This window comes from Alteromonas sp. LOR (assembly GCF_000753865.1).
GTDB lineage: Bacteria > Pseudomonadota > Gammaproteobacteria > Enterobacterales > Alteromonadaceae > Alteromonas.
Genome location: NZ_JQFW01000002.1, coordinates 171727 through 196783, shown reverse-complemented (window position 1 = coordinate 196783; position 25057 = coordinate 171727). Strand labels below are relative to the sequence as shown.

At 45.0% G+C, this 25057-nt stretch carries 24 protein-coding genes; 1 reads left to right on the top strand and 23 read right to left on the bottom strand.

What is annotated here, in order from left to right:
* Window positions 1-27: 27 nt before the first annotated feature.
* The 18 genes from JV36_RS0101605 to trmJ all read right to left on the bottom strand — a co-directional run bounded on the left by JV36_RS0101605 (window position 28) and on the right by trmJ (window position 17573).
* Entirely contained in the window at window positions 28-648 is a 621-nt protein-coding gene (locus JV36_RS0101605; protein ID WP_032097103.1) for a YfgM family protein, read from the bottom strand.
* 12 nt (window positions 649-660) lie between these two features.
* A complete protein-coding gene (gene hisS / locus JV36_RS0101600) occupies window positions 661-1944 on the bottom strand; it encodes a histidine--tRNA ligase (protein WP_081926484.1) in 1284 nt (427 codons plus the stop codon).
* Between the two features lie 77 nt (window positions 1945-2021).
* Window positions 2022-3140, bottom strand: a complete 1119-nt coding sequence (gene ispG, locus JV36_RS0101595; RefSeq protein ID WP_032097105.1) for a flavodoxin-dependent (E)-4-hydroxy-3-methylbut-2-enyl-diphosphate synthase — start codon at window positions 3138-3140, stop codon at window positions 2022-2024.
* Between the two features lie 8 nt (window positions 3141-3148).
* A complete protein-coding gene (locus tag JV36_RS0101590; RefSeq protein WP_032097106.1) occupies window positions 3149-4168 on the bottom strand; it encodes a RodZ domain-containing protein in 1020 nt (339 codons plus the stop codon).
* Between the two features lie 6 nt (window positions 4169-4174).
* On the bottom strand, window positions 4175-5416 hold the full coding sequence (pilW, locus tag JV36_RS0101585; RefSeq protein WP_032097236.1) for a type IV pilus biogenesis/stability protein PilW: 1242 nt from the start codon (window positions 5414-5416) through the stop codon (window positions 4175-4177).
* Window positions 5417-5476: 60 nt separating this feature from the next.
* The gene (locus tag JV36_RS0101580; RefSeq protein WP_032097107.1) at window positions 5477-6595 is read right to left on the bottom strand and encodes a bifunctional tRNA (adenosine(37)-C2)-methyltransferase TrmG/ribosomal RNA large subunit methyltransferase RlmN; all 1119 of its coding nucleotides are present in this window, start codon (window positions 6593-6595) and stop codon (window positions 5477-5479) included.
* A gap of 423 nt (window positions 6596-7018) precedes the next feature.
* Complete coding sequence (gene ndk, locus JV36_RS0101575) at window positions 7019-7450, bottom strand: nucleoside-diphosphate kinase (RefSeq protein WP_032097108.1); 432 nt, start codon at window positions 7448-7450, stop codon at window positions 7019-7021.
* A 253-nt stretch (window positions 7451-7703) separates the two neighbouring features.
* Entirely contained in the window at window positions 7704-8114 is a 411-nt protein-coding gene (locus JV36_RS0101570; RefSeq protein WP_032097109.1) for a SufE family protein, read from the bottom strand.
* A gap of 19 nt (window positions 8115-8133) precedes the next feature.
* Complete coding sequence (gene sufT / locus JV36_RS0101565) at window positions 8134-8667, bottom strand: putative Fe-S cluster assembly protein SufT (RefSeq protein WP_032097110.1); 534 nt, start codon at window positions 8665-8667, stop codon at window positions 8134-8136.
* Window positions 8668-8748: 81 nt separating this feature from the next.
* Window positions 8749-9105 carry a HesB/IscA family protein gene (locus JV36_RS0101560; protein WP_032097111.1) on the bottom strand — a complete coding sequence of 119 codons (357 nt, stop codon included), beginning with the start codon at window positions 9103-9105 and terminating at the stop codon, window positions 8749-8751.
* 9 nt (window positions 9106-9114) lie between these two features.
* The gene (locus tag JV36_RS0101555) at window positions 9115-10332 is read right to left on the bottom strand and encodes an aminotransferase class V-fold PLP-dependent enzyme (protein ID WP_032097112.1); all 1218 of its coding nucleotides are present in this window, start codon (window positions 10330-10332) and stop codon (window positions 9115-9117) included.
* Window positions 10329-11585, bottom strand: a complete 1257-nt coding sequence (sufD, locus tag JV36_RS0101550) for a Fe-S cluster assembly protein SufD (protein WP_032097113.1) — start codon at window positions 11583-11585, stop codon at window positions 10329-10331. The genes JV36_RS0101555 and sufD overlap by 4 nt, the downstream gene beginning before the upstream one ends.
* On the bottom strand, window positions 11582-12343 hold the full coding sequence (sufC, locus tag JV36_RS0101545) for a Fe-S cluster assembly ATPase SufC (RefSeq protein ID WP_032097114.1): 762 nt from the start codon (window positions 12341-12343) through the stop codon (window positions 11582-11584). Before sufC ends, sufD begins: the two co-directional genes overlap by 4 nt.
* Before the next feature lie 3 nt (window positions 12344-12346).
* A complete protein-coding gene (gene sufB / locus JV36_RS0101540; RefSeq protein ID WP_032097237.1) occupies window positions 12347-13783 on the bottom strand; it encodes a Fe-S cluster assembly protein SufB in 1437 nt (478 codons plus the stop codon).
* A gap of 230 nt (window positions 13784-14013) precedes the next feature.
* Window positions 14014-15180 carry an IscS subfamily cysteine desulfurase gene (locus JV36_RS0101535; protein WP_032097115.1) on the bottom strand — a complete coding sequence of 389 codons (1167 nt, stop codon included), beginning with the start codon at window positions 15178-15180 and terminating at the stop codon, window positions 14014-14016.
* A 17-nt stretch (window positions 15181-15197) separates the two neighbouring features.
* Window positions 15198-15683, bottom strand: a complete 486-nt coding sequence (iscR, locus tag JV36_RS0101530) for a Fe-S cluster assembly transcriptional regulator IscR (RefSeq protein WP_032097116.1) — start codon at window positions 15681-15683, stop codon at window positions 15198-15200.
* Window positions 15684-15912: 229 nt separating this feature from the next.
* Window positions 15913-16737: a serine O-acetyltransferase gene (gene cysE / locus JV36_RS0101525; protein WP_032097117.1), complete on the bottom strand. Its 825-nt coding sequence runs from the start codon at window positions 16735-16737 to the stop codon at window positions 15913-15915.
* Between the two features lie 38 nt (window positions 16738-16775).
* Window positions 16776-17573 carry a tRNA (cytosine(32)/uridine(32)-2'-O)-methyltransferase TrmJ gene (trmJ, locus tag JV36_RS0101520; protein WP_052010285.1) on the bottom strand — a complete coding sequence of 266 codons (798 nt, stop codon included), beginning with the start codon at window positions 17571-17573 and terminating at the stop codon, window positions 16776-16778.
* Window positions 17574-18124: 551 nt separating this feature from the next.
* Between trmJ and suhB the strand changes: the two genes are divergently transcribed.
* On the top strand, window positions 18125-18901 hold the full coding sequence (suhB, locus tag JV36_RS0101515) for an inositol-1-monophosphatase (protein WP_032097239.1): 777 nt from the start codon (window positions 18125-18127) through the stop codon (window positions 18899-18901).
* A 140-nt stretch (window positions 18902-19041) separates the two neighbouring features.
* Here suhB and secF read toward each other — a convergent pair whose 3' ends face one another.
* The 5 genes from secF to queA all read right to left on the bottom strand — a co-directional run bounded on the left by secF (window position 19042) and on the right by queA (window position 24854).
* Complete coding sequence (secF, locus tag JV36_RS0101510; protein ID WP_032097118.1) at window positions 19042-19980, bottom strand: protein translocase subunit SecF; 939 nt, start codon at window positions 19978-19980, stop codon at window positions 19042-19044.
* A 10-nt stretch (window positions 19981-19990) separates the two neighbouring features.
* Window positions 19991-21835, bottom strand: coding sequence for a protein translocase subunit SecD (gene secD, locus JV36_RS0101505; protein ID WP_032097119.1), 1845 nt, complete (start codon window positions 21833-21835; stop codon window positions 19991-19993).
* Window positions 21836-21890: 55 nt separating this feature from the next.
* Window positions 21891-22229 (bottom strand): preprotein translocase subunit YajC, encoded by a 339-nt coding sequence (gene yajC / locus JV36_RS0101500; RefSeq protein ID WP_032097120.1) that lies wholly within the window; start codon window positions 22227-22229, stop codon window positions 21891-21893.
* A gap of 52 nt (window positions 22230-22281) precedes the next feature.
* On the bottom strand, window positions 22282-23394 hold the full coding sequence (gene tgt, locus JV36_RS0101495; RefSeq protein ID WP_032097121.1) for a tRNA guanosine(34) transglycosylase Tgt: 1113 nt from the start codon (window positions 23392-23394) through the stop codon (window positions 22282-22284).
* A gap of 413 nt (window positions 23395-23807) precedes the next feature.
* Window positions 23808-24854 carry a tRNA preQ1(34) S-adenosylmethionine ribosyltransferase-isomerase QueA gene (gene queA / locus JV36_RS0101490; RefSeq protein ID WP_032097122.1) on the bottom strand — a complete coding sequence of 349 codons (1047 nt, stop codon included), beginning with the start codon at window positions 24852-24854 and terminating at the stop codon, window positions 23808-23810.
* Window positions 24855-25057 lie beyond the last annotated feature (203 nt).

Genomic DNA, 25057 nt, shown 5'->3' with positions numbered 1-25057 from the left:
AATTTTTATCAGCCTTTCGACCCAAGCTTACTGAGCTGCCGCAACAGCTAGATTATCAAGCTTCATTTGCAGCAGTGGGTTGTTGGCATTTTTTTCTAATGCACTAGAGTATGCTAAACGCGCGTCATCGAACTTATCTTGCTGCTGATATACATCGCCTTTAAGTTCGGATACTTCTGCAGAGAATGCGTCGTTTGATACATTGCCAAGCGTAGACAACGCAGCATCGAGCTGGTTCATTTCAATTTGCACACGGGCTAAGCGAAGGGACGCTAATTCTTTCATTTGCGCATTTTCAGCAAACGTAATCACTTCGTTTAAATGAGAGGCCGCAGTGTCTAAATCACCCGAATCAGCTGCTTTTTTAGCGGCTAGTAGGTTAGCAATACTGGCATAACCGGTATCTTTATTTTCTTCGATAAACGATTTCAAACTGGCACTACTCCCCTCTTCTGCGAAGGTTTCTACTGCTGTTTGATAAGCAACAGAAGCAGCTTCTTTGCTTTCAATTTGCATATCTGAATATTGACGCCATCCAAAAAGGCCACCAAGGCCTAAGGCAGCACCCACAATGATGGCAGTGCCATGCTCTTTCCAAAAACGCTTAATCGCTTCAACTTGTTGTTCTTCTGTTGCGAACTGTTCCATGATGTCCTCTTCTTATTTTTCGCTCAGCAGTTTTAAAACCGTATCTGAAAGGCTTTCAAAACTCACTGTAACTTGCTCTTGACCATCGCGAAGGGGCTTAACGCCTACTTTGCGTGATTGCATTTCGTCCGAACCTAAAAGTAGCGCTAGACGAGCACCGGTTTTATCCGCGCGCTTTAATTGTTTTTTAAAATTTCCGCCGCCACAATGCATCATGATACGCGTATCAGGCAATTGATTTCTCAAGTGCTCTGCAACTTCAATAGCATAAGACTGGGCATCATCACCCATAGCGGTCACATAGACATCAGCGAAACTGTCGTCTTGGCCTTCATCGGTCAGCGTTGTTAACAACAACACTAAACGTTCGATACCCATTGCAAAACCAACCGCCGGAGTCGCTTTACCACCAAGTTGCTCTACCAAACCATCATAGCGGCCGCCGGCGCATATTGTACCTTGTGCGCCTAAGCTGTCTGTTACCCACTCAAACACCGTTCGATTGTAATAATCTAAGCCTCGAACTAATCGCGGATTCACTTCATAGGCAATGCCAACTTCGGTTAATCGTGCACAAAGAGTTTCAAAGTGTGTTTTCGACTCTTCGTCTAAGTGATCGATTAGAGAGGGAGCATCTGCGATGGCAGCTTGAACGTCTGGATTCTTGCTATCGAGAACGCGCAGTGGATTAGTTTCCAATCTACGAAGTGAGTCTTCATCCAGCTGATCCGCTCTAGCCTTTAAGAATTCAACGAGCGTGTCGCGGTAAGCAGCACGAGCTTCATTAGAGCCTAGCGTATTGATTTGCAGCGTAACGTGCTTTTCGATCCCAAATGATTTCCAAAAACGAGCGCTGAGTAAAATAACTTCTAGATCAATATCTGGCCCATCTATTCCGTATGTTTCTACACCAAACTGATGAAACTGACGGTAACGACCTTTTTGTGGACGTTCATGGCGAAACATTGGACCCATGTACCACAAACGTTGCTGTTGGTTATATAACAGCCCATGTTCATTTCCGGCTCTTACGCAGCTGGCAGTTCCTTCAGGACGCAGCGTTAAGCTATCGCCATTTCTGTCTTCGAACGTGTACATCTCTTTTTCAACAATATCAGTTACTTCACCGATAGAGCGTTTAAAGAGGTCGGTACTCTCGACAATGGGCGTGCGTATCTCTTGGTAACCGTAATTCGCCACAACCTGTCGAAGTACAGATTCTACTTTTTGCCATGTACCGGAAATCTCCGGTAGGCAGTCATTCATGCCTCGTATTGCCTGAATAGTCTTAGCCACTTGAAATTCTCATACTGCTAAATAGTGAAAAGCCCCGCATTATAGGGGCTTTGGGAACAAACAACAACGTTGCAGGCTTAGTCTTTTACCGATACCTGAATTTTGTTTTCTTCGCTCATTCGCATAGCTTTCGCGCGAATTTTGGCTTCTAACTTATCAACGAGGTCATCGTTAGCTAAACGCTCTTTTACGCGCTTGCCATCTTCGTACAAACCACTCATGTTACGAGCGCCGGTAAGCCCTAAATCTGACACTTCAGCTTCTCCAGGACCGTTAACAACACAGCCGATAATAGAGACGTCCATAGGCGTTAAGATATCTTCAAGACGCTCCTCTAGCGCATTCACTGTGCCTATCACATCAAACTCTTGGCGAGAGCAGCTAGGACACGCAATAAAGTTGATACCGCGAGAGCGAATACGTAAAGACTTAAGAATATCAAAGCCTACTTTTATCTCTTCTACAGGGTCGGCAGCAAGAGAGACGCGTATGGTGTCGCCAATGCCCTCGGCGAGCAACATTCCTAGCCCTACAGCGCTTTTAACCGCGCCTGCGCGCTGTCCGCCGGCTTCTGTAATACCGAGGTGCAATGGCTGATCAATTTTTTGCGCGAGCAGCCGATAGGCACCAACGGCCAAAAAGACATCTGATGCTTTCACGCTAATCTTAAATTGATCAAAATTGAGTTTGTCGAGAATGTCCACGTGACGCATGGCAGATTCAACCAGCGCTTCTGGCGTAGGCTCACCGTACTTCTCTTGTAAATCTTTTTCTAACGATCCGCCGTTAACCCCAATTCGAATAGGGATATTGTTGTCTTTAGCGCAATCTACTACAGAGCGTACGCGCTCCATGTTACCTATATTACCGGGATTAATACGCAGACAATCCACGCCATACTCGGCAACTTTTAAAGCAATGCGATAATCAAAATGAATATCTGCCACCAAGGGCACGCTTACTTGGCGCTTAATCTCTTTAAACGCTTCGGCTGCATCCATGGTTGGCACGGAGACACGCACAATATCGCCACCTACAGCCACAATTCTGTTTATCTGCGCAACAGTTGCAGCAACATCTGTAGTGAGCGTATTCGTCATCGATTGAACAGCAATGGGAGCGCCATCACCTATAGGAACATTTCCCACATTAATACGTGTGGACTTTCTGCGTTTAATAGGGCTTTCTGCAAACATCTAAATACCTATAAAGGAAGCGTGAAGCGAGCTATTTTTCCATTTTGAAACGATGAGATATCTGCTAGCTCGCCATTAACTGATATGCGCACATTATCAGGTGCGCCTAGTGTAACTGCAACAGGAGGAATACCTTGAATGTCCATAACCCGTCCCTGTTGCTTTACGCCAGTGGCGATAACCTCTCCGGTGGCATCCGCAATATTCACCCAACAATCTTCACTGAACGTAAAGGTCATGGATATAGGCGCAGCGGTCTCATTTAAACTTAAATCGGCGTCTTCCTCTTCTGTCATGCTGCTAACAAGCGCCGTGAGATTATTGCTGTCGTTAATTTCTGATGGCGGCGCTGAAATTGCACCGTTGTCTAGACCGTCGCGACTTGTAAGGTTAGAGGGAGAATTTGATAATGCTGACGAAGGAGCACTGCTAGTGTCTTGAGCATTTCGAGTTGAATTATCGCCAGACATCGATACAGCGCCTATAGAGGTTTCATCATCAGAGATTGAAGATTCAGGCTCTGGCGAACGTGCCTTCGCTATAGCTTCCTCTTTCACCGACTCGATTAATGATGAATCTGTCGCGGTGTCGTCTCCAGGCTGCTGATACCACCACAACACCACGCCACCAATAATAATTAGCAGAATAATATAAGTCACCATCATCCAGCGGTCATCATGTGTCTGTTTTGCGACACGTTTTGAAAAGCTTTGAAGCTTATCGGATGACGGTACTTCAGATTGATTATGATACTGTTCAAAGGCTTCAATAACCTCGTCTGAAGGCAACCCTAATTGCTTAGCGTAATTTCGAACGTATCCTTTTGTAAACGTAACCGATGACTTCTCATCAATAACATCATTTTCTAAATCATTGATTTGAAATGTTTTTAAGAAAAGCTTACTGGCAATTTCTTGTTGTGAGAGACCTAACGCTTCTCTGCGCTCTTTTAATAAGGCCCCAGGACTTGGCGTACTTTTTTCTTGTTGCGATGTGACTTCTTGACTCGCGTTTTCTTCTGACACCATTAACCTTTATTCCTCCTGCATACTCGGTGGTACTAACCAAAGCTTCTGACCAGCAATAATAGCGCCAGTATTGTCTAGGTTATTCCACTTTTGCAGCGTAGACATCCTAATATTGTATAGCAACGAAATACGATATAAGTTTTCCGCCTCTTTTACTACATGGAATTTACTCGTTTGGTCGGATAAATCAGGCTTTGCAGCGACATTTTCATTATCTGCATCTCGCGCCGCGGGTTCGCCCGCTTTCATCTTGTCAGCGCCAAGCTCTGAAGCGGCTGATTGGGCCACTGTTTTTGACTTTTCATCAGAGTTCGACTCTGGATCAGATTCAGGGGCTGGCGCTGATTGAGTTGACGGCTCGTCGCTATTCACAACTAACACGGTTTGCCTTGTGGTTGGTCTTAGTATCGAGCCACTCTGATTTGCACTTACACTGTTTCCATTTCTTGAATCTTTCACCACCGTCTTAACGGTTTTAATTACCTTCGCATTTAAATTTGAGCGCTCTGCTAAATAGCGTTTCGCTAACGTACTATTAGGAAATAACGACAGTAACATATCTCCATAACCCTTTGCGGCGACGTCATCTTTCTGACCCTTCGCAATATCAAATGCTAACCACAATGAGTCAGGTGATACTTTGGCAACCCGTTCGTAACGACGAAGGGTAGATTTTGCCTTTTGCCACTGCTCAGTAGCGACGTAAAGCTCGGTAAGCAAGAATAGTGTTTTCGCGCGAGCGGGTTGATGCTTAAGCGCGTTCTCAAAATACGCAATGGCGTCTTGGATATTATTTTGTGATTGAGCGCAGAGGGCTAAATTTTCGTAAGTTTGTGCAGCATTTGAATACGAGCGATTATCGATAGCGCGTAGAAAATATGTTTTAGCTTCGTCGTACTGACTGTTCTGGCATTTAAATGCGCCAAAGCTGTTGGCGATATCACCGTTGTTAGGTTCAATATCCAGTGCGGCAATATAGTATTCCTCAGCACGCTGATTTTCCCCTACCAGTTGGTAGTAATAGGCCATTGCATATTGTACATCGGCCGAGCGCGGATCAAACTCTATGGCTTTATCAAGGTTGCGCTTCGCTTGAGTGTAATTGTTGTTTTGAAGGTAGGTAAGACCTAATGACATGCGCGTTCGAGCCGCTTCCTCAGGATCGAAATCAGCGCTGTTAATGCCTGTTTGGCTACTGCTTACACAGCCCACTATGAATAGCGATGCGCCCACTAACGCGGCGCGCATGCTGCTTTTTAATCCTTTTTGCAATCCAGTTGGCATAGTCTTACCCTAATATCTTAATGATTATTGGGCCATTTTTACTGAAATCGCTTCGCCCTTCACCTGTTTTTTTAACATTCTTTTTGTTCTATCAACAACGTCGCCTACTAATTGACCACATGCAGCATCAATATCATCGCCTCGAGTTTTACGAACAACTGTTGTAAAGCCATATTCCATTAGCACTTTAGCAAACCTATCTATTCTAGAATTACTAGAACAGGTATACGGTGAACCTGGATATGGATTAAATGGAATAAGGTTAATTTTACTTGGCGTATCTTTCAGTACTTTAGCTAGCTCGTGTGCCTGCTCGGTACTGTCGTTAATGTGAGAGAGCATAACATACTCAACCGTCACTCTGCCCTGGTTTGCCTTAGACTTTGCCAAATAACGACGTACGCCAGCTAGAAACGCTTCAATATTGTATTTTTTGTTTACCGGTACAATCTCATTGCGCAACTCATCATTCGGCGCGTGTAGTGAAATGGCTAACGCTACGTCAATCTGATCGCCCAGCATATCCAGCGCTGGCACTACACCTGATGTGCTCAATGTGACGCGACGTTTTGACAAACCAAAACCAAAATCGTCTAGCATGATGTCCATGGCTGGAACCACATTTTTAAGGTTGAGTAAGGGCTCGCCCATTCCCATCATGACCACGTTGGTAATGGGACGTTGGCTAGTATCTTTTGAAAGACCTAAAAATGTAGCTACGCGCCAAACCTGACCAATAATCTCGCTCACACTAAGATTGCGGTTAAACCCTTGCTGGGCTGTACTGCAGAATGTGCATTCAAGGGCACAACCTACTTGTGAAGATACACATAGCGTGGCTCGCTCTTCCTCAGGGATCCAAACAGACTCTACCTCTTGGCCGCCCTCAAGTGTGAGTGCGAACTTAATAGTGCCGTCGCTGGCCTCTTGAAAATAGGCAATTTCGGGCGCTTTTATCTCGCAATTTTCAATAAGCATGGCACGAAGGTTTTTATTGAGGTTACTCATTTTCTCAAAATCACTTTCGCCCTGCTGATAAATCCACTTCATTACTTGATCAGCACGAAATGGTTTCTCTCCTTTTTCCTTGAAGAAATTGCGCAAGCCTTCGCGATTTAGATTTAATAAGTTTGTTTTTGCCATGAATAAAATGACCCTTTTACCTTGCGAGGATTACTACCTCGAACTGCTTAATTAAGAGTGCTAGTACTGTATGTTGTACTGGAGAAGCGACTAAAGACAGTCACACTTTTGCGAACAAGTGTGACTGTCTTTAGTGCTGCACATAAAACATAGATGCTTACGCTTTTTACTGTATTACTTCCTAACTTTCGCTAGGTTGCGGTTAAGCCGCTTGTACACGTTTTGCTAAACCTTCACCTAACCTTTGTAGTAAGGGTTTACATTAAACATTTGCGCTTAAAATTTGTGCAAATTCTACCATGTATGCCTTCGCATAAAAAGTAATACCAGTCCGCATTACCTTCACTCACTTCAGATATAAAAAAACGAGGCCGGAGCCTCGTTTCAGAGTTTGAAAAACTCTACTTCGATTTGACTACGTACTTAGCGAGTACGTGGGCAAATTTCTTCTTCTGAAAAGAAGTATGCAATTTCACGAGCAGCAGATTCAGGTGCATCAGAACCGTGAACCGCATTTTCGTCGATTGATGCAGCGTAGTCAGAACGAAGTGTTCCAGCAGCAGCATCAGCTGGGTTAGTTGCACCCATGATTTCACGGTTAGCTAGAACAGCGTTTTCGCCTTCAAGAACCTGAACCATAACTGGACCAGATGTCATGAAATCTACCAAAGCACCAAAGAAAGGACGTTCTTTGTGTTCTGCGTAGAAACCTTCCGCTTGCTCTTTGCTCATGTGTAGCATTTTAGAAGCAACGATGCGAAGACCAGCAGATTCAAAACGGTTGTAAATTGCGCCGACTACGTTTTTTGCTACCGCATCAGGCTTGATAATCGAAAAAGTGCGCTCAAGAGCCATGTTTTTTCTCCAAACAAATAAGTGTGTTTTCAATTTTGGCGGCGAATTATAGGCAATAATGACCGCAATGACTAGTGACTATTTGTAAAGCGACTCAGTCACCTTGAGCTTTAACGTTTTGCAATGTCTCATGAGCACATTAACGCATTGCTAATTTGCTACCAAACCATTGTACTTAAAGTATAAATTGCAAGAACGAGATTCATATAAGCAAAATACTAAAAGGTTAATTTCGTCTTTAAAAAAAGCCCGCCTACACGTTCGCGCGAGCCAAATCTTGTATTTTGCCTACGATGGCTCGAAGTCCGTTACCACGGGTGGGGGTAATATGACGCTCTAAATCTAAAGCTTCAAAGTATCCGTCCACATCAAACTGTGTGATGTCTTTCGGCGATTTATTGTTATAGGCAGCAAGCACTAGCGCCAGAAGGCCTTGAACAATGACCGCGTCGCTGTCTACATCGAACGTAATTTTCCCGTTGTCGAAAGATTCGACCAACCACACACTACTCTGGCAACCTTTTACCAAATGCTCTGGTGTCTTCTCACTTTCTGGTAAGCCAGGAATGGACTTACCTAAGTCGATAATATATTGATAGCGCTGTTCCCAATCATCGAAAAACGCTAAGTCATCAATAATTTCTTCACTGCTAGGCAACTTCATCGTTTGTCCTGTTTTTAATTTAAAAGAAAAGGCCAGCTTCTAGCTGCGCTTCTTCACTCATCATTTCACGAGACCAAGGTGGATCGAATACGAGTTCAACATTCACTTCATTGACATGAGGAACCATAGCAACGCGATACTCTACGTCGCCAACCAATACCGGACCCATGCCACATCCAGGTGCGGTTAATGTCATATCAATATCCACAACCCCACTCTCTTGTTGAATATTTACGGTGTAAATAAGCCCGAGAGAAACAAGATTAATAGGAATTTCTGGGTCAAAAATGGTTTCTAGCGCGTCCCACACTTGCTGTTTGCTTATGTTTCCATCGCTAGGCTTGTCAAAACTAAGCACCATTTCTTTACGGCCAATGGCCCCAGCATCGGTACCGTCGATACGGTACATATTGCCTTTCCAAGTAATGGTATAATTGCCACCTAACTCTTGGGTAATGCTGACGAATTCGCCTTCGGGGATAACAACAGGATTCCCCGCCGGTACCAAACGCGCTTTACATTCTCGCTCAGTTACCACCATTTTTTGCTTCATAAACTGCTAGTGCTCTATTGTATTTACGTGAGATCGTATTCTTGTGAGACTGTGTACTTGTGAGAATATGTGCTTGGGAGATTAACCTACGTTAAAGCTCTCGCCACAACCACACTCATCAACTACATTTGGGTTATTGTATTTAATCACCCCGTTAACACCTTCTTGCACGTAATCAATTTCAGTGTTTTTTAGCAGTCCCGTTGCATCAGCAGCAATAGCCACGTTTAGCATAGGTGAGATCTCAATAATTTCATCATCGTCTTTTGCGCTATCTGCAAAATCCAGCACATAGGCATATCCAGTACAACCGCTCACTCGTGTTGATAGACGAATTAACTGACCAGGCTTTTCTTTAAGCTTACTTTCGAAATGCTTAACGGCACTGTCTGTTAGCGAGATGAGTTGTGTACTCGGTACAAACGTTTCAACACTCATAATGCCCCCTTAGGCCAACATCATTTTAGCTTTTTTAAGTGCAGCAAAAAGGCTGTCCACTTCTTCAAGCGTGTTATAAATTGAAAATGAGGCGCGGGCAGTTCCAGGAATACCAAAACGCTTCATTAATGGTTGCGCACAATTGTCGCCAGTGCGAATTGCAACACCTTGCCTATCGAGAATAAAGCCAATATCTGCAGGGTGTGCACCGTCGAGTAAAAAGCTTAACACGCCAATTTTATTCGGCGCGGTGCCGACTATTTTCATACCGTCGAGGGCTTCTGCTTGCTCTGTCGCATAAGATAAAAGAGCATGCTCGTGTTCATGTAACGCGACTATATCGAGTTGCTTAAACCACTCAACCGCAGCGCCCATTCCGATGGCACCGGCAATATTTGGCGTACCTGCTTCAAGTCTATTGGGCAGTGCTCCCCAAGTAGCCTCGTGGTAAGTGACGTCTTTAATCATCTCACCGCCTACTTGCCACACTGGCCAAGACTCTAAAATTTCTTTTTTACCCCACAAACAACCGATACCTGTAGGACCGAAAAGTTTGTGACCAGAAAAAACATAAAAATCACAGCCGATGTCTTGAACGTCAACACCACCATGAGCAATTCCCTGAGCGCCATCAACAAGCACCCAAGCGCCTACCTGCTTCGCTTTTTCTGTCAGCGTTTTAATCGGGTTCACTGTGCCTAACGCATTTGATACGTGAGGAAATGCCACTAGCTTAGTTTTGCTTGAAAGCAGCTTTTCAAACGCATCAACGTCAAGTTCACCACTTTCGAATATGGGCACAATATTGAGCGTAGCACCCGCTTTTCGACAGGCTTGCTGCCAGGTAACTAAATTCGCGTGATGCTCAAGCTCTGTCACCATGACTTCGTCACCCTCAGCTAAAAGCTGAGCAAGACCGTTTGCCACTATGTTGATAGCTTCGGTTGTTCCTGCGGTCCAGATAACCTCTTCACGGGCATTTGCATTGATAAAGCTTGCTACACTTGCTCTCGCGTTTTCGTAGCGACGAGTGGCCTCATCTGACAAATGATGCGCACCGCGATGGACATTAGCATTTGTGCCAGTATAAAAATCGACAATGGCGTCAATCACCGCCTGCGGCTTTTGCGTTGTCGCAGCGTTATCTAAATATACCAGCGGCTTCCCATCTACCGTTTTAGAAAGAATAGGAAACTGGGCACGAAGTGCAGCAACATCTAAGCTCATTTCACCTCCATCTGGGAAAAACGTTCACTGAGTAACGGCTGTAACCATTCGCGGATTGCGCTATTTGGCACATCGTTAACCAACTCCTGAATAAACCCAAAATTAAGCATAACCAATGCTTTGCTGCGCGGTACACCGCGAGTAAGCAGGTAATAAAGTGCTTCTTCGTCAATTTCAGCTACGGTTGCACCGTGAGCACACTTAACGTCATCAGCATAAATCTCTAGTTCAGGCTTGGTATTAATCACACCGCGGCGAGAAAGCAAAAGATTGCGGTTGTTTAGCTCTGCCAAGGTTTTTTGAGCATCGCGGTGGATATGAATTCGGCCATTAAATACAGCGCGAGCCTTATCACCCACAATACCCCGTGCATTTTCTTCCGTGGTACCGTTTGGCATTGCATGCTCAATGGTTGAGTGAAGGTCGAACAACTCACCTTCCGCCAACAAATAAATGGCATTCATTTTGGCATCGGCAAACTCACCAGCATGATGAATATCCACATCGAGGCGAGATAAATCACTTCCATAACCTACCATAGTAGAATTTAAAGTAGAGCGATTGTGTAATTTGAAGTGACTTCCACCAAGCTGCTTGGCCGCTGCCGTAAACATGGCAAAGCGGTAGTGCTCTAGATGGGCATCATCGGCAATGTCGTATTCAGCAAAAGCAGTGGTTAAACTATCGGTGTCACCCACGCCTTGCTCAATCACAGTGGCGCTGGCACCCTTTGCTACTTTTACAACAACACGGGTATGTGCATCGACGTTTTGCGTAGCCATGTTAACAATACGCACTGGTGTATCAATTTTGGCATTTTCTTCAACGCTGATAAAAATACCGTGTTCACACAATGCATCATTGACTAAACCAAACATGTGTCGAGTAGGCTTAATTTGCCCGTAAATACTCGATATTGCTTGCTGAGTTGCCTTATCGTCGTGCTTAAGCGACGTGATTCTCATGCCTTTTGGTACATCTAGCGTATTCACTTGCGTGATCAATACGCCGTCAACAAACACCAAGTCGATAGCATTTAGGTTATCGATCGCGGGTACCGGCAGAACGTCGGCCTGTGTTGTCGTTTTCGCTTCGCGCTTTTCTACAGAAGTAAGCGGCGTAAAACGCCAGCTCTCGTTTCTACGAGCTGGCCAACCATCGGCTTTTAATTGAGTTAAGGCCTGCTGACGCACGGGCGCTAAATAATCGTCGAATTGCGCCCCATCAATGACCTGTTGTAGCCATTGACTCATGCCTCTGCCTCCTCGTACGCTTTCCCTAGGAATGCGTAACCTTCTTTTTCTACCTCGTGAGCAAGTGATGCATCACCGCTTTTCACAATTTTGCCGTCGGCAAGAATGTGCACAAAATCTGGCTTGATGTAATCAAGTAAGCGCTGATAGTGCGTTACTACGATGAAGCTACGCTTACCGTCGCGCTGACTGTTTACGCCGTTGGCAACGACTTGAAGAGCATCAACGTCAAGGCCTGAATCTGATTCATCAAGAATGCACAGTGACGGCTCTAACAAAATCATTTGCATAATTTCGTTACGCTTTTTCTCACCACCTGAGAAGCCTTCGTTAACACCACGCTTAAGAAAATCTAATGGCAGCTGCACTTGTTTGCAGGCTTCTTTAGCCTTTTTCAAAAACTCAGCAGCTGTCAGAGCTTCTTCACCACGTTCTTCACGCATGGCATTTACAGACTCTTTCATAAATTCCATGTTGCTAACACCAGGAATTTCTACTGGGTATTGAAACGCTAAGAACAAGCCTTCACGGGCACGCTCTTCAACTTCAAGGTCTAGCAAATCTTTTCCATTAAGCGTTACGTCGCCTTCGCTCACTTCATAGCCATCACGACCTGACAAGACATAACCTAACGTACTTTTACCGGCACCATTGGGGCCCATGATAGCGTGTACTTCACCCGGCTTAACTTCTAGGTTAAGGCCTTTAATGATGTTTTTCTCTTCTACGCTGGCATGTAAATTCTTTATACTAAGCATTGATTACCCCACTGAACCTTCAAGACTAATTTCGAGCAGCTTGCCGGCTTCTACGGCAAATTCCATTGGCAGCTCTTTGAATACTTCTTTACAAAAACCGTTAACAATCATAGAAACGGCCTTCTCTGTGTCTAAACCTCGTTGGCGACACAAAAATAATTGTTCGTCGCTTACCTTCGATGTTGTCGCTTCGTGCTCAACTATTGCCGATGGGTTGCGACTTTCGATATACGGGAACGTATGTGCACCACACTTATCGCCAATAAGCAGCGAGTCACACTCGGTAAAGTTACGCGCGCCGTCTGCACGAGGTCCCATTTGCACGAGACCGCGATAAGCGTTGTTACTTTTACCTGCAGATATTCCTTTTGAGATGATGGTTGAGCGCGTATTTTTGCCCATATGAATCATCTTCGTACCTGTGTCGGCCTGCTGGCGTCCACGAGTAAGTGCTACAGAGTAGAATTCGCCTACGCTGTTGTCGCCTTTAAGGATACAGCTTGGATACTTCCACGTTACCGCTGACCCAGTTTCAACCTGAGTCCATGATATTTTAGCGTTGGTGTGTGCAATACCGCGCTTGGTCACAAAGTTGTAAATACCACCTTTACCGTTCTCATCACCTGGATACCAGTTTTGAACAGTGGAGTATTTAATCGTGGCGTCGTCCATTGCAACTAGCTCGACCACCGCGGCATGCAGCTGATTCTCATCGCGCTGCGGCGCAGTACAGCCTTCAAGATAACTCACATGGCTGCCTTCATCGGCAATGATTAGCGTACGCTCAAACTGACCGGTGTTCATTTCATTAATACGGAAATAGGTGGAAAGCTCCATTGGGCAACGAGTGCCTTTTGGAATGTAAACAAATGAACCGTCAGTGAACACGGCGCAGTTTAGCGCAGAAAAATAATTATCCGTACGCGGCACTACTGACCCAATGTACTTTTTAACAAGGTCTGGATACTTTTGAATCGCCTCAGAAATTGGGCAGAAAATAACACCAGCTTCTTCTAGCTTAGAGCGGAACGTTGTGACCACTGATACAGAGTCAAATACTGCATCTACCGCAACGCCTGCTAACATTTCTTGTTCGTGCAGCGGAATACCTAACTTTTCGTAAGTACGCAGTAGCTCTGGGTCTACTTCATCTAACGACTGAGGCTTGTCTTCCATACTCTTTGGTGCCGAGTAATACGAAATTGCCTGGAAATCAATTTTTGGGTATTCCACATGGGCCCAATCAGGCTCTTCCATTTCAAGCCACGCATGATAAGCCTTTAGACGCCATTCGAGCATCCACTCAGGCTCGTTTTTCATTGCGGAAATGCGACGAATAATCGACTCATCTAGGCCGCTTTCAAACGTGTCCGATTCGATCTCTGAATAAAAACCAGCATCGTACTTTCTTTCTAACGCCTGTTCGATCTGTTCACTCATGTTTGGGTCTCGCTTGTTTGCCTGCATTTGCTGCCTAAGCCTTCCATTCACCTTGGCTTGGAAAATTACCCCACGGTCTTGGTAATTTCCCTTAATTCACCGCACAAACCTCGTGCAGTAAGCATTTTACAATGGTGGCAGCCTTAAAAATTGGTGCGGTATTATATAATACCTGAGTAATCCACTCAAATATTCAGCGACGTATTTTGCGCTACTTGCTTTAAAAAATCTTAAGCTAACGCCACTTGCCGCAATCGGTTTGTTACATCTGTTACTTTATTTACTACGTAATCGATGTCGTCTTGGGTCGTAAATCGTCCCACACTAAATCGAATTCCTGCATGAGCCAGTTCATCACTTCGCCCCAATGCTTTAAGCACATACGAAGGCTCTAAACTTGCCGATGTGCATGCTGAGCCAGATGACACAGCAATATCATTCAGCCCCATCATCAAACTTTCGCCATCAACATTGGCAAAGCTGACATTTAAAATACCTGCAATGCGCTTTTCTTCATGGCCGTTTAGGTATACGCCCTCAATTTTGCTTAGCCCATTCCATAAAGCGATACGGAGCGCTTTAATACGCTCGTTCTCGGCATCCATGTCTTGACACGCCAATTCGAGTGCCTCGCCCATACCCACAATTTGGTGCGTCGCCAGCGTGCCCGAACGCATACCGCGCTCATGACCACCGCCATGAATTTGAGCTTCTAGATTAATCTTAGGACGGCGGCGAACGTAGAGTGCTCCCATTCCCTTAGGCCCGTAAAACTTGTGTGCCGACATCGACAACAGGTCTACCGGAAGCTCATTGAGGTTTATGGCAACCTTACCCACACTTTGCGCTCCATCCACATGAAATAACACACTATGTTGACGGCAAAGCTTTCCAATAGATTCGATGTCTTGGGTTACACCTAGTTCGTTGTTTACATGCATTACAGAGACTAAAATAGTGTCGTCTCTAATTGCGCCCTCTAGCTCCGATAAGTTAACTAGGCCATCGGCGCCTACCGTCAGATAAGTTACGTCAACGCCCTGTGCTTGCAAATACTCACAGGTATCAAGCACTGCTTTGTGCTCAGTATTAACGGTAATGATGTGCTTGCCTTTCGATGCATACCCATCGGCGACGCCTTTTATCGCTAAATTATTCGACTCGGTAGCACCGGAGGTAAATACAATTTCCCTTGGGTCACAATTAAGCGCATCGCTAACCTGATTACGGGCGATATCAACGGCTTCCTCTGCCATCCAACCAAAGCGATAACTTCTTGATGCAGGATTGCCAAAATTACCGTCAAGAGTTAGGCATTTCGCCATAACTTGGGCAACTCGCGGGTCTACGGGAGTTGTGGCGGCGTAATCTAAATAAATAGGAGTAGATAGCGTCATAGTCATCAATGCCTTTTTTAAAGCCTAATGCTTACTTCAATATCGTTAGCTATATTGCGAAGTGCAGTATTGTTGTCTTGGCGCCCCGCCACCTCGCGAACATCATGCTTTTCCATTAACTCGCCAAGAGTAATAGAGTGTAAAAAGCTTGAGATACGATCGCTTAAATCCTGCCATAAACTATGCGTTAGACAGCGATCGCCGCCCTGACAGTCAGCCTGACCTTGGCAACGTGTGGCATCGATTGATTCATCAACCGCTGATATCACCTCGCCGATGGCAATCTCATTAGCGCTGCGGCCAAGTAAATAACCACCGCCTGGACCACGCACACTATCTACCAACTGCTCTTTGCGCAATCGGGAGAATAGCTGCTCTAAGTAAGATAGCGATATTTCTTGTCTTTCAGATATATCGGCAAGGGGAACGGGGCCACGCTTTGAATGTAATGCAACGTCAAGCATTGCGGTTACCGCATAGCGACCTTTAGAGGTAAGTTTCATTATTGTCTCCCGCCTTTATATGTATAGCGGAATTTTCACATACCCGACTAAAATGGTCAAGTATAAGACCTAGTAATTTAGTCAGGTATTATTTCGGCTTTATTTAACCGTTTGATAAACGCGCTATTCGAAGATTGCAGCCCCTTTTTAATTTGAGAGCGATAATGTAATAAAGCTTATGTAAGAGAGAGTACTGCAGTACTTCATTTTCCATAAATAGAAAGGCGCATCAAATCGCTGGATCGAATGACTTATGGGTACTGCTATCTTGTTGAGCTTCATTTAACTCAAAGCCAGTATCAGCAAAATCTTCTGCGCTAATATTATGAAGGTTTTCTGTACACACATCGCCTCCAAGAGACTGAATAACCTTACACATCTCTTCTACTTTTGTGTCCATCTGATGCATATGCTCAAGCATAATGCCCATGGCATTGGCTACGGGATCAGGGTTATCTGGCGCTACGGCATAGGCGTCGAAGCCGTATTTCTGTGCAATTTTATCTCGCTGAGGGTTTAAAGAAGCACTGGCATCTTTTTGCTTGGTAACAATAATTCTACCTGGAATACCCACTGCCGTAGCGCCGTCGGGGATATCTTTCACGACAACAGAATTTGAGCCCACTTTGCCATTTTCGCCAATGGTAATGGGCCCAAGTACCTTTGCACCAGCACCTACCACTGCGCCGTTTTTAAGGGTTGGGTGACGCTTTCCGGCTTTCCAACTGGTGCCGCCTAACGTCACACCATGGTAAAGCGTAACGTCGTCACCAATTTCAGCGGTCTCACCAATAACCACTCCCATACCGTGGTCGATAAATACTCGTCGCCCTAAGGTAGCACCTGGATGTATTTCAATACCCGTTAACCATCGATTAAATGTAGACAAAGTGCGAGCCAGCCATTTCCACTCGGCTTTCCATAATTTGTGACTAATTCTGTGCAACCACACGGCATGCAGGCCAGGATAATTGGTCAATACTTCGAAGGTATTGCGCGCCGCCGGGTCGCGATGAAATACGCCTTGAATGTCGTCTTTTATTCGGCTAAACATGCTTTACTCATTACTGTTCTGATTAATTATTTCTCTGATCAATTACGACCCTGACTCGTCGTTTGAGCTGCTGCTTCATCTGTCGTTTCTAATGAGGACGCTTGGCTAGCATCTTCATCAGTTGCTTTAACCGATTTATCAATTGACGCTAAAATACCGCGCAAAATATTAAGCTCCTGTGATTCAGGACGAGAGCGATTGAATAATCTGCGTAACTTAGTCATAACCACCCCAGGGTGGCTCTTACGGATAAAAGAGGTTTTTTCCAGTGTAGACTCAAGGTGTACATAAAAGCGCTCTAAGTCTTCGTTAAGAGGATATACCTCTTCAACTTCAGGGTAAGTTTCTCTATTCAAGTACGCCATACGAATTTCATAACACAGAGTCTGCACCGCCGCTGCTAGGTTTAGTGAACTGTACTCAGGGTTTGCAGGAATACACATATGAAAATGACACTGCTGCAGTTCTTCATTGGAAAGCCCGCTGTTCTCTCGGCCAAACACCAATGCGACGGGGTATTTACTGACTTCTTGTACCAACTTTTCACCACAGTCTCGTGGTCCTAGCATTGGCCATGAGTGAGTGCGAGAGCGTGCAGAGGTGCCAACAACAAGTCCACAGTCTTTTACTGCTTCTTCAAGGGTGTTGACAATTTTCGCATTGGCTAGCACGTCGCCTGCACCCGCTGCTAATGCGCTTGCTTGACCATCAGGTTCATTCACTGGGTCAACTAAATATAAGCTACTCAACCCCATTGTTTTCATGGCGCGTGCAGTAGAGCCTATATTTCCTGTGTGAGAGGTGTTAACCAAAATAATGCGAATATTTTCAAGCATGCTTGCGATACCTATTTACTGAATAGTGAGTTGTTTTGTCTTATTACGGCTAGCGCTTAAAAAGCGGTGCCTTAGAAGGCGACGTTCATATGCTCTTACATACTGTGCTCTTACAAGCAAAGCTCTCAATAACTAGGTTAGTAACACCCAGTTCTAGCAACCTTAGCAGCAACAAACAGCCTGCTTTAAGAGAAAGGCAGGGACGTCTTCAATTAGCGCAAAGTGTAGCACAGCAGCGGTATAGATGGCTATTGGCTTACTTTTGACTCACTTGCTTTTAACTCAATAATTTGCGGCATTCGAATTAGTGAGTACTAGGTGTAATTTGTACCGTGTGGCAGCACATAGGTAGCACCTAAATTAAGTGATCAAAGAAGACCTGCAAAGCAAATTCATTTGCATCGTTCATTGATTCTGTTAGACTCCGCCCGTTTTCGAGTTAGGCAAGCTATTTTTTGTACAGTTTTAATGCTGTTTACAACAACATTATACAACTTGAACATTCTACAACTTGCGTAATTCATTGGTCTTTTACAATTGGTGGTTTATCTATGCATCCTATGCTGAATATTGCAGTGCGTGCTGCGCGTGCGGCTGGAACAGTTATTGTTCGTGGTTTTGAAAAACATAATGAAATTGCAACAGAGTCGAAGGGGTTGAACGACTTCGTTACTCAAGTTGACAAAGACGCAGAGCAAGCGGTTATCTATAAAATTCAGCAGTCATACCCAGATCATTGCTTTTTAGGCGAAGAGTCAGGAGAGATACTAGGCTCGGACACTGATTATCAGTGGATTATCGACCCGCTAGATGGCACCGCCAATTTTGTGAAAGGCATCCCTCATTTTGCTGTTTCTATCGCACTTCTTCATAAAGGCCGTCTAGAGCAAGGCGTTGTATTTGACCCAATCCGCAGTGAGCTATTCACAGCCAGTCGCGGACAAGGCGCTCAGCTTAATGGTTACCGTATTCGTGCATCAAAGCCTCGTGATTTAAGCGAAACCATTATTGCTACTGGTCTGCCGTTTAAAAACAAATCACAGTTTGGCGAATATGCCCTTAGCCTTAACAAAATTTTCCACGAAGTAGGTGACTTACGTCGCGCAGGAAGTGCTGCACTTGACCTAGCATACGTTGCTGCTGGCCGTCACGACGGTTATTACGAGCGCGGTGTTAAGTCTTGGGATATTGCAGCGGGCGAGCTAATTGTTCGTGAAGCAGGCGGTTTGGTAACAGACTTTAAAGGCGGTAACGATCCTTTGCACAAAGGCGAAATCGTTGCTGGAAGCGGCAAAGTCGTTCAAGGCCTTGTTAAGCACCTTAAGTAAGAAAACTTAAGTAGGCCACTTTAAAGTGCCTTATAAATAAAAAGGTCGCTGTTTACACAGCGACCTTTTTTTGTTTTTGCTTTTGTACCTACTTTTTATTCAGCCTATTCCTGACTTCCTTTTGAGTAGTCGGCGAAAGGCTAAAGCGGCTCTTGGTCAGCGCCCTCTTTCTCCACTTGTGGTGGCATGAGGTCTTCTTTGCTGATACCCAGCGCTAAAGCAACAGAACTTGCAATGTAAACCGATGAGTAAGTACCTACTATCACACCAAATAAAAGGGCTGTGGCAAAACCGTGTATTAGTGCGCCACCTTTGTAGAACAAGGCAACAAGTACTAGTACGGTGGTTAACGAGGTAATTATCGTACGGTTTAAGGTTTGAGTCAGCGATATATTGATGATATCAATTGGCTCGCCTTTGCGAATTTTACGGAAATTTTCACGAATACGGTCTGATACAACAATAGTATCGTTAAGTGAATAACCTATTACCGCAAGTACCGCAGCAAGTACCGTCAAATCAAACTCAATTTGAAGTACTGAAAACAAACCTAAGGTTAAAATAACATCGTGGGCCAAGGCCGATACCGAGCCAAGGGCGAAACGCCACTCGAAACGCATTGCCACGTAAATTAGAATACAGATAAGTGCTACTAGCATGGCAAGACCGCCCTGCTCTGTTAGCTCTTCACCAACATTTGGCCCGACAAACTCAATACGACGCATGTCAACTGTGGTACCGTCAGCACGTAACGCTGCAACAACTTGGTTACCAATAGTGACCGCTTTTACACCATCGCGAGGTGCAATGCGTATCAGTACTTCTTGGCTGCTGCCAAAGTTTTGAACAATGGCATCTTCAAAATCAGCGTTATTTAACTGAGCGCGAATTGACTCTAAATTAGCACTGTCTTCATAGCCAACTTCAATCAACGTACCGCCGGTGAAATCCAGTCCCCAATTCAGGCTATTAACGCCTAAAGAAACAAACGATCCCAAAATAAGTACAGTAGACAGCACAATCGCGGGAATGCGAAGGCGCATGAAATTGACGGTATCGGATAGTTTTAATAATTGCATGTTACGCTCCTTAAATCGCCAGTTTCTCTAAACGTTTTCCACCCCACACTGCGTTAACGATAACGCGCGTGACTAAAATAGCGGTAAACATAGAAGTGGCAATACCAATCATAAGCGTAATAGAGAACCCTTTAATTGGACCTGTACCTACTGCGAACAAAATAAGACCCGCAATAAATGTCGTGATATTCGCATCCAAAATCGTTGAGAATGCACTGTCGTAACCGTGATGTATAGCTTGTTGCGGACTTCGACCATCGCGCAGTTCTTCACGAATACGTTCAAAAATAAGCACGTTCGCATCTACCGCCATACCAACGGTAAGTACAATACCCGCCATACCAGGTAGGGTTAGTGTTGCCCCTGGGATCATCGACATAATGCCCACAATCATGACCAAGTTAGTCACCAGCGCCAAATTAGCCACAATACCGAATGCCTTGTAATACACCAGCATAAAGGCAAGCACCGCAAGTAAGCCGTAAACAATGGCTTGAGTACCCAGTTCAATATTCTCTTTACCCAAGCTTGGCCCTACTGTTCGCTCTTCAACAATTTGAATAGGTGCAATAAGTGCACCTGCGCGGAGTAATAGTGCAAGGTCGCGGGCTTCTTTTGGCGAGTCTAGCCCAGTAATTTGGAACTTGCTGCCAAGCTGTGCACGAATGGTCGCCACTGAGATAACTTGCTCTTCTTTTTCAAAAATAAGCTTATCTTCTTTAGTGCGCTCACCGGTTGCCTTGTACTCAATAAAGACGGTTGCCATCGGCTTGCCGATATTGCCACGAGTAGAGCGTGACATCTTGTTGCCGCCTTCAGAATCAAGAGAAATATTGACGTTAGGCAAGCCGTATTCGTCAACGCCGCTGTTGGCATCGATGATGTGGCTACCTGTAAGCATAATGCGCTTTTCCAAAAGCTGTGGCACACCCTGCTGGTCTTCAATAATTTGAGAACCAGGCGGTACACGGCCGTTTAGTGCGTCGCGAACGTCGTTTTTCTGATCTAGCATGCGGAATTCAAGCGTAGCCGTCGCGTTCAAAATTTCTTTTGCTCGTGCAGTATCCTGAATACCTGGAAGCTGAACCACAATACGATCGGCGCCTTGTTTTTGCACAAGAGGCTCGGCCACACCAAGTTGGTTAACACGATTACGGATTATGGTAATGTTTTGCTTAACCGCATTGTCGCGAATTTCTTGTAGCTTACTCTCGGCAAACGTCGCTCGCAACGTAAGATCATCAACGTCGTTAAACGTTAAGTCACGGCTTTGGTTACGCAGGAAAAATTTCGCTTTATCAAGCGCGTCTTCGTCGCGAAAAGTAATATCGATATGATTACCAACTTGCTTAACGCCGCGATAGCGAATGTCTTCACCGCGAAGGGATGTTCTGAATCCGCTTTCCGCGTCTTCTAACGATTTAGTGATCACCTCAGACATATCAACTTCCATAAGGAAGTGGACCCCACCGCGAAGATCTAGACCAAGCTTCATTGGCGTTCCGCCTAAACTCTCTAGCCACTCAGGGGTATCAGGCGCTAGGTTCATCGCGACAAAGTAGTCGTCGCCAAGCAGCCTCTCTAGGGTTTCACGAGCAACAAGCTGGGTATCAGAATCTGAAACGCGAACAAGTATTTGCTCATTTTCGAATTCAATGCGCTTAGGCGTAATTGATTTTTCAGCTAGTGCAGACTCAACTTGCTCTACCATTGATTGGGTAACAACCGCATCGCGGCCTGCTGAAATTTGTACGGCGTGATCTTCACCGTAAATATTGGGAAGGGCATAAAGTGCACACATTGCAACCACAAAGAGCGCACTTAATACTTTCCATATTGAATTTTTGTTTAGCACTGGATAATCCTTTCGTGCCGATGCCGAGAAGCGTCTCGGCTCCGGCGTTTTTTACTTACAGCGACTTCATTGTGCCTTTTGGCAACACAGCAGTAACTGAAGACTTCTGCACAACTATGTTGCTTGCTTCGTTAAGTGCCATTTCAATAAAATCTTTATCGTCAGACACTTTTGTGATTTTCCCTACTAAACCACCTTGGGTTAGCACTTCATCACCTTTGCCAAGTGACGATACTAAGTTCTTATGCTCTTTAACACGCTTCGCTTGTGGGCGATAAAGCAAGAAATAAAAGATAAGACCAAACACTGCCAGCATGATTATCATTTCCATGCCGCCACCTTGTGAAGCACCACCAGCTGATTGTGCGTACGCGTTTGAGATAAATAGACTCATAAAATTCCCCAAGTATTCTCGTTATTCAAATATTTTCGTTATTATTTCGTTGTTAGAGTGCCGGTACCGGCAACCCTCTTTGTTCATAGAAATTATGTACAAACTCGTCCATTGTGCCTGCTTCAATAGCATCGCGCATACCTTGCATGACACGTTGGTAGTGACGCAAGTTATGAATAGTATTCAATCGTGCGCCAAGTATCTCATTACACTTATCTAAGTGATGTAAATAAGAGCGAGAATAATTTTTACAAGTGTAACAGTCACAATTTTCATCTAATGGTGATGTATCGTTGCGATGTTTAGCGTTTCGGATCTTAATAACCCCCTCGCCCACAAACAAATGACCATTGCGCGCATTACGGGTTGGCATAACACAGTCGAACATGTCGATGCCGCGACGAACCGCTTCCACTAAGTCCTCTGGCTTACCTACGCCCATTAAGTAGCGAGGCTTGTCTTCGGGAATCTTGGGCGCTGTGTGATCGATAATGCGGATCATGTCTTCTTTAGGCTCGCCAACTGATAACCCACCAATGGCATAACCGTCAAAACCAATCGCTTCTAACCCAGCAAGAGAGACGTCACGAAGACCCTCATACATGCCGCCTTGAATAATACCGAACAATGCAGCAGGGTTGTCACCATGAGCCTCTTTGCTTCGCTCGGCCCAGCGAAGTGACATTTCCATAGACACTCGCGCTTCCTGCTCGGTGGCTGGGTAAGGCGTACATTCGTCGAAAATCATCACAATATCAGAGCCCAGGTCTCGCTGAACCTCCATCGACTTTTCAGGTGTGAGTAAGATCTTTTCGCCGTTAATTGGCGAGCGGAACGTGACGCCCTCTTCGGTGATCTTACGCAGGTCGCCAAGGCTGAATACCTGAAAACCGCCTGAATCGGTAAGAATAGGCTTATCCCAGTTCATAAAGTCGTGCAGGTCACCATGCTGGCGAATAACACCCGTGCCCGGGCGAAGCATTAAATGAAAGGTATTACCCAAACAGATATGTGCCCCACTTTCTTTCAGTTCTTCCGGGGTCATTCCTTTTACCGTGCCGTAGGTACCTACCGGCATAAACGCTGGCGTTTCGACAACACCGCGCTCAAATACAAGACGCCCGCGCCTAGCGCGACCCTCTGTTTTTAATAACTCAAATTGCATGTAAGAACTTTCCCATCTTTGCGCACTCTTCGCGTTAAGTATAAAAGTGCTTTTGATATAATCGGTCTATAACGTGCGCCTGATAAAAAACGTGCGCTGGGTATAAAACTGGGTTTGAAATCATGGGGCGGGATTATACCAGTAATTTACGCGAGATCATTCCCTGTATCTATGTTTCTATTGAAGTGAACGAATATCTGGCCGTAAAAGAGGGTAATTAAGAATGAACGGCATTTGAGAATAGATGTTTGAGAATAGTCGTTTGAAGAAAAATTGAGGGAGTTATCTAGGGAGTTGTTTAGATAGCTATTTAGGAAGCTAAGGAAAGCGCTATTTAAAAGCGCTTTCCAGAGAATCTATCCGAGAAGCCATTCCAAGAGGCTATTCTAAGAAGCTATTACAAAAACTCCGAACTAGCTTCTTTCGATAAACATGGAATCGCCATAGCTGAAGAATCGATATTCCTTATCAATGGCCTCTTGGTATGCATCCATCACATACTCTTTAGAAGCAAACGCACTAATAAGCATCATCAAGGTAGATTCTGGTAAGTGGAAATTAGTAAACATCGCATCCACTACTTTGAACTCGAACCCCGGATAAATAAAGATTTCAGTGTCATCGTAAAAAGTGCCAATGACATCACCATCGCTCCGCGAAGTACTGAATTTCGCCGCCGACTCTAAAGAGCGCACCGAGGTGGTACCTACGGCAATAACTCGCTTACCGGCTGCCTTAGTCTGCAGTACAGCATCCACCACGTTTTGTGGTACCTCAGCATATTCGGCATGCATTTTGTGCTCGGTAATATTATCTACTCGCACTGGTTGAAACGTTCCCGCCCCCACATGCAAAGTGACAAAGGCCAAGTTAACGCCCTTCTCTTTTAGCGCGTTGAGAATGTGTTCGTCAAAGTGTAAACCAGCGGTTGGCGCTGCTACCGCACCTGGCTTGTCGTTGTATACCGTTTGATAGCGTTCTTTGTCTGAGTTTTCATCAGGTCTGTCTATGTAGGGCGGCAATGGCATGTGCCCGTGAGCTTCTAATAGCTGCAACACGGTTTCATCGTGGTTGAATTGCAAAATAAATAAAGCATCATCACGGCCCGTCACGGTCACATTAACGCAGTCTTCTAAAACAAGCTTTGTGCCTGGTTTAGGCGCTTTGCTCGCTCTCACGTGAGCAAGGGCGGTGTTGTCTGCGGTAATGCGTTCGATAAGCACTTCTACTTGCCCACCCGTTTCTTTCTTCCCGAGCAATCTGGCTGGGATAACTCGTGTGTCATTAAATACAAGCAGATCGCCAGGTTCAATAAGAGATAGCATATCAGCGAACATTGAGTGGGTAACGGTTCCCGTTTTTCCATCTAAACGCAAAAGGCGGCTAGCAGCACGCTGCTCAGTAGGATATTTCGCGATAAGTTTTTCAGGGAGCTCGAAGCTAAAATCAGAAAGTTTCATAACGTGGTGAGATACTCTTCTTACTTAGTTAATTTTAAGTTGCACAGTGCAGTCATTTCAAGCAGTGATTACAAGCAGTCGTGACAATAACCACAGTAAGCACAATAATAAGCCATTAAAATAAGGGCAATTAAATAACGAGAAACACGTTAAAAACAGTTAAAAACTATAAACGTCTTCGCGTAGGTATGATGTCATATAAT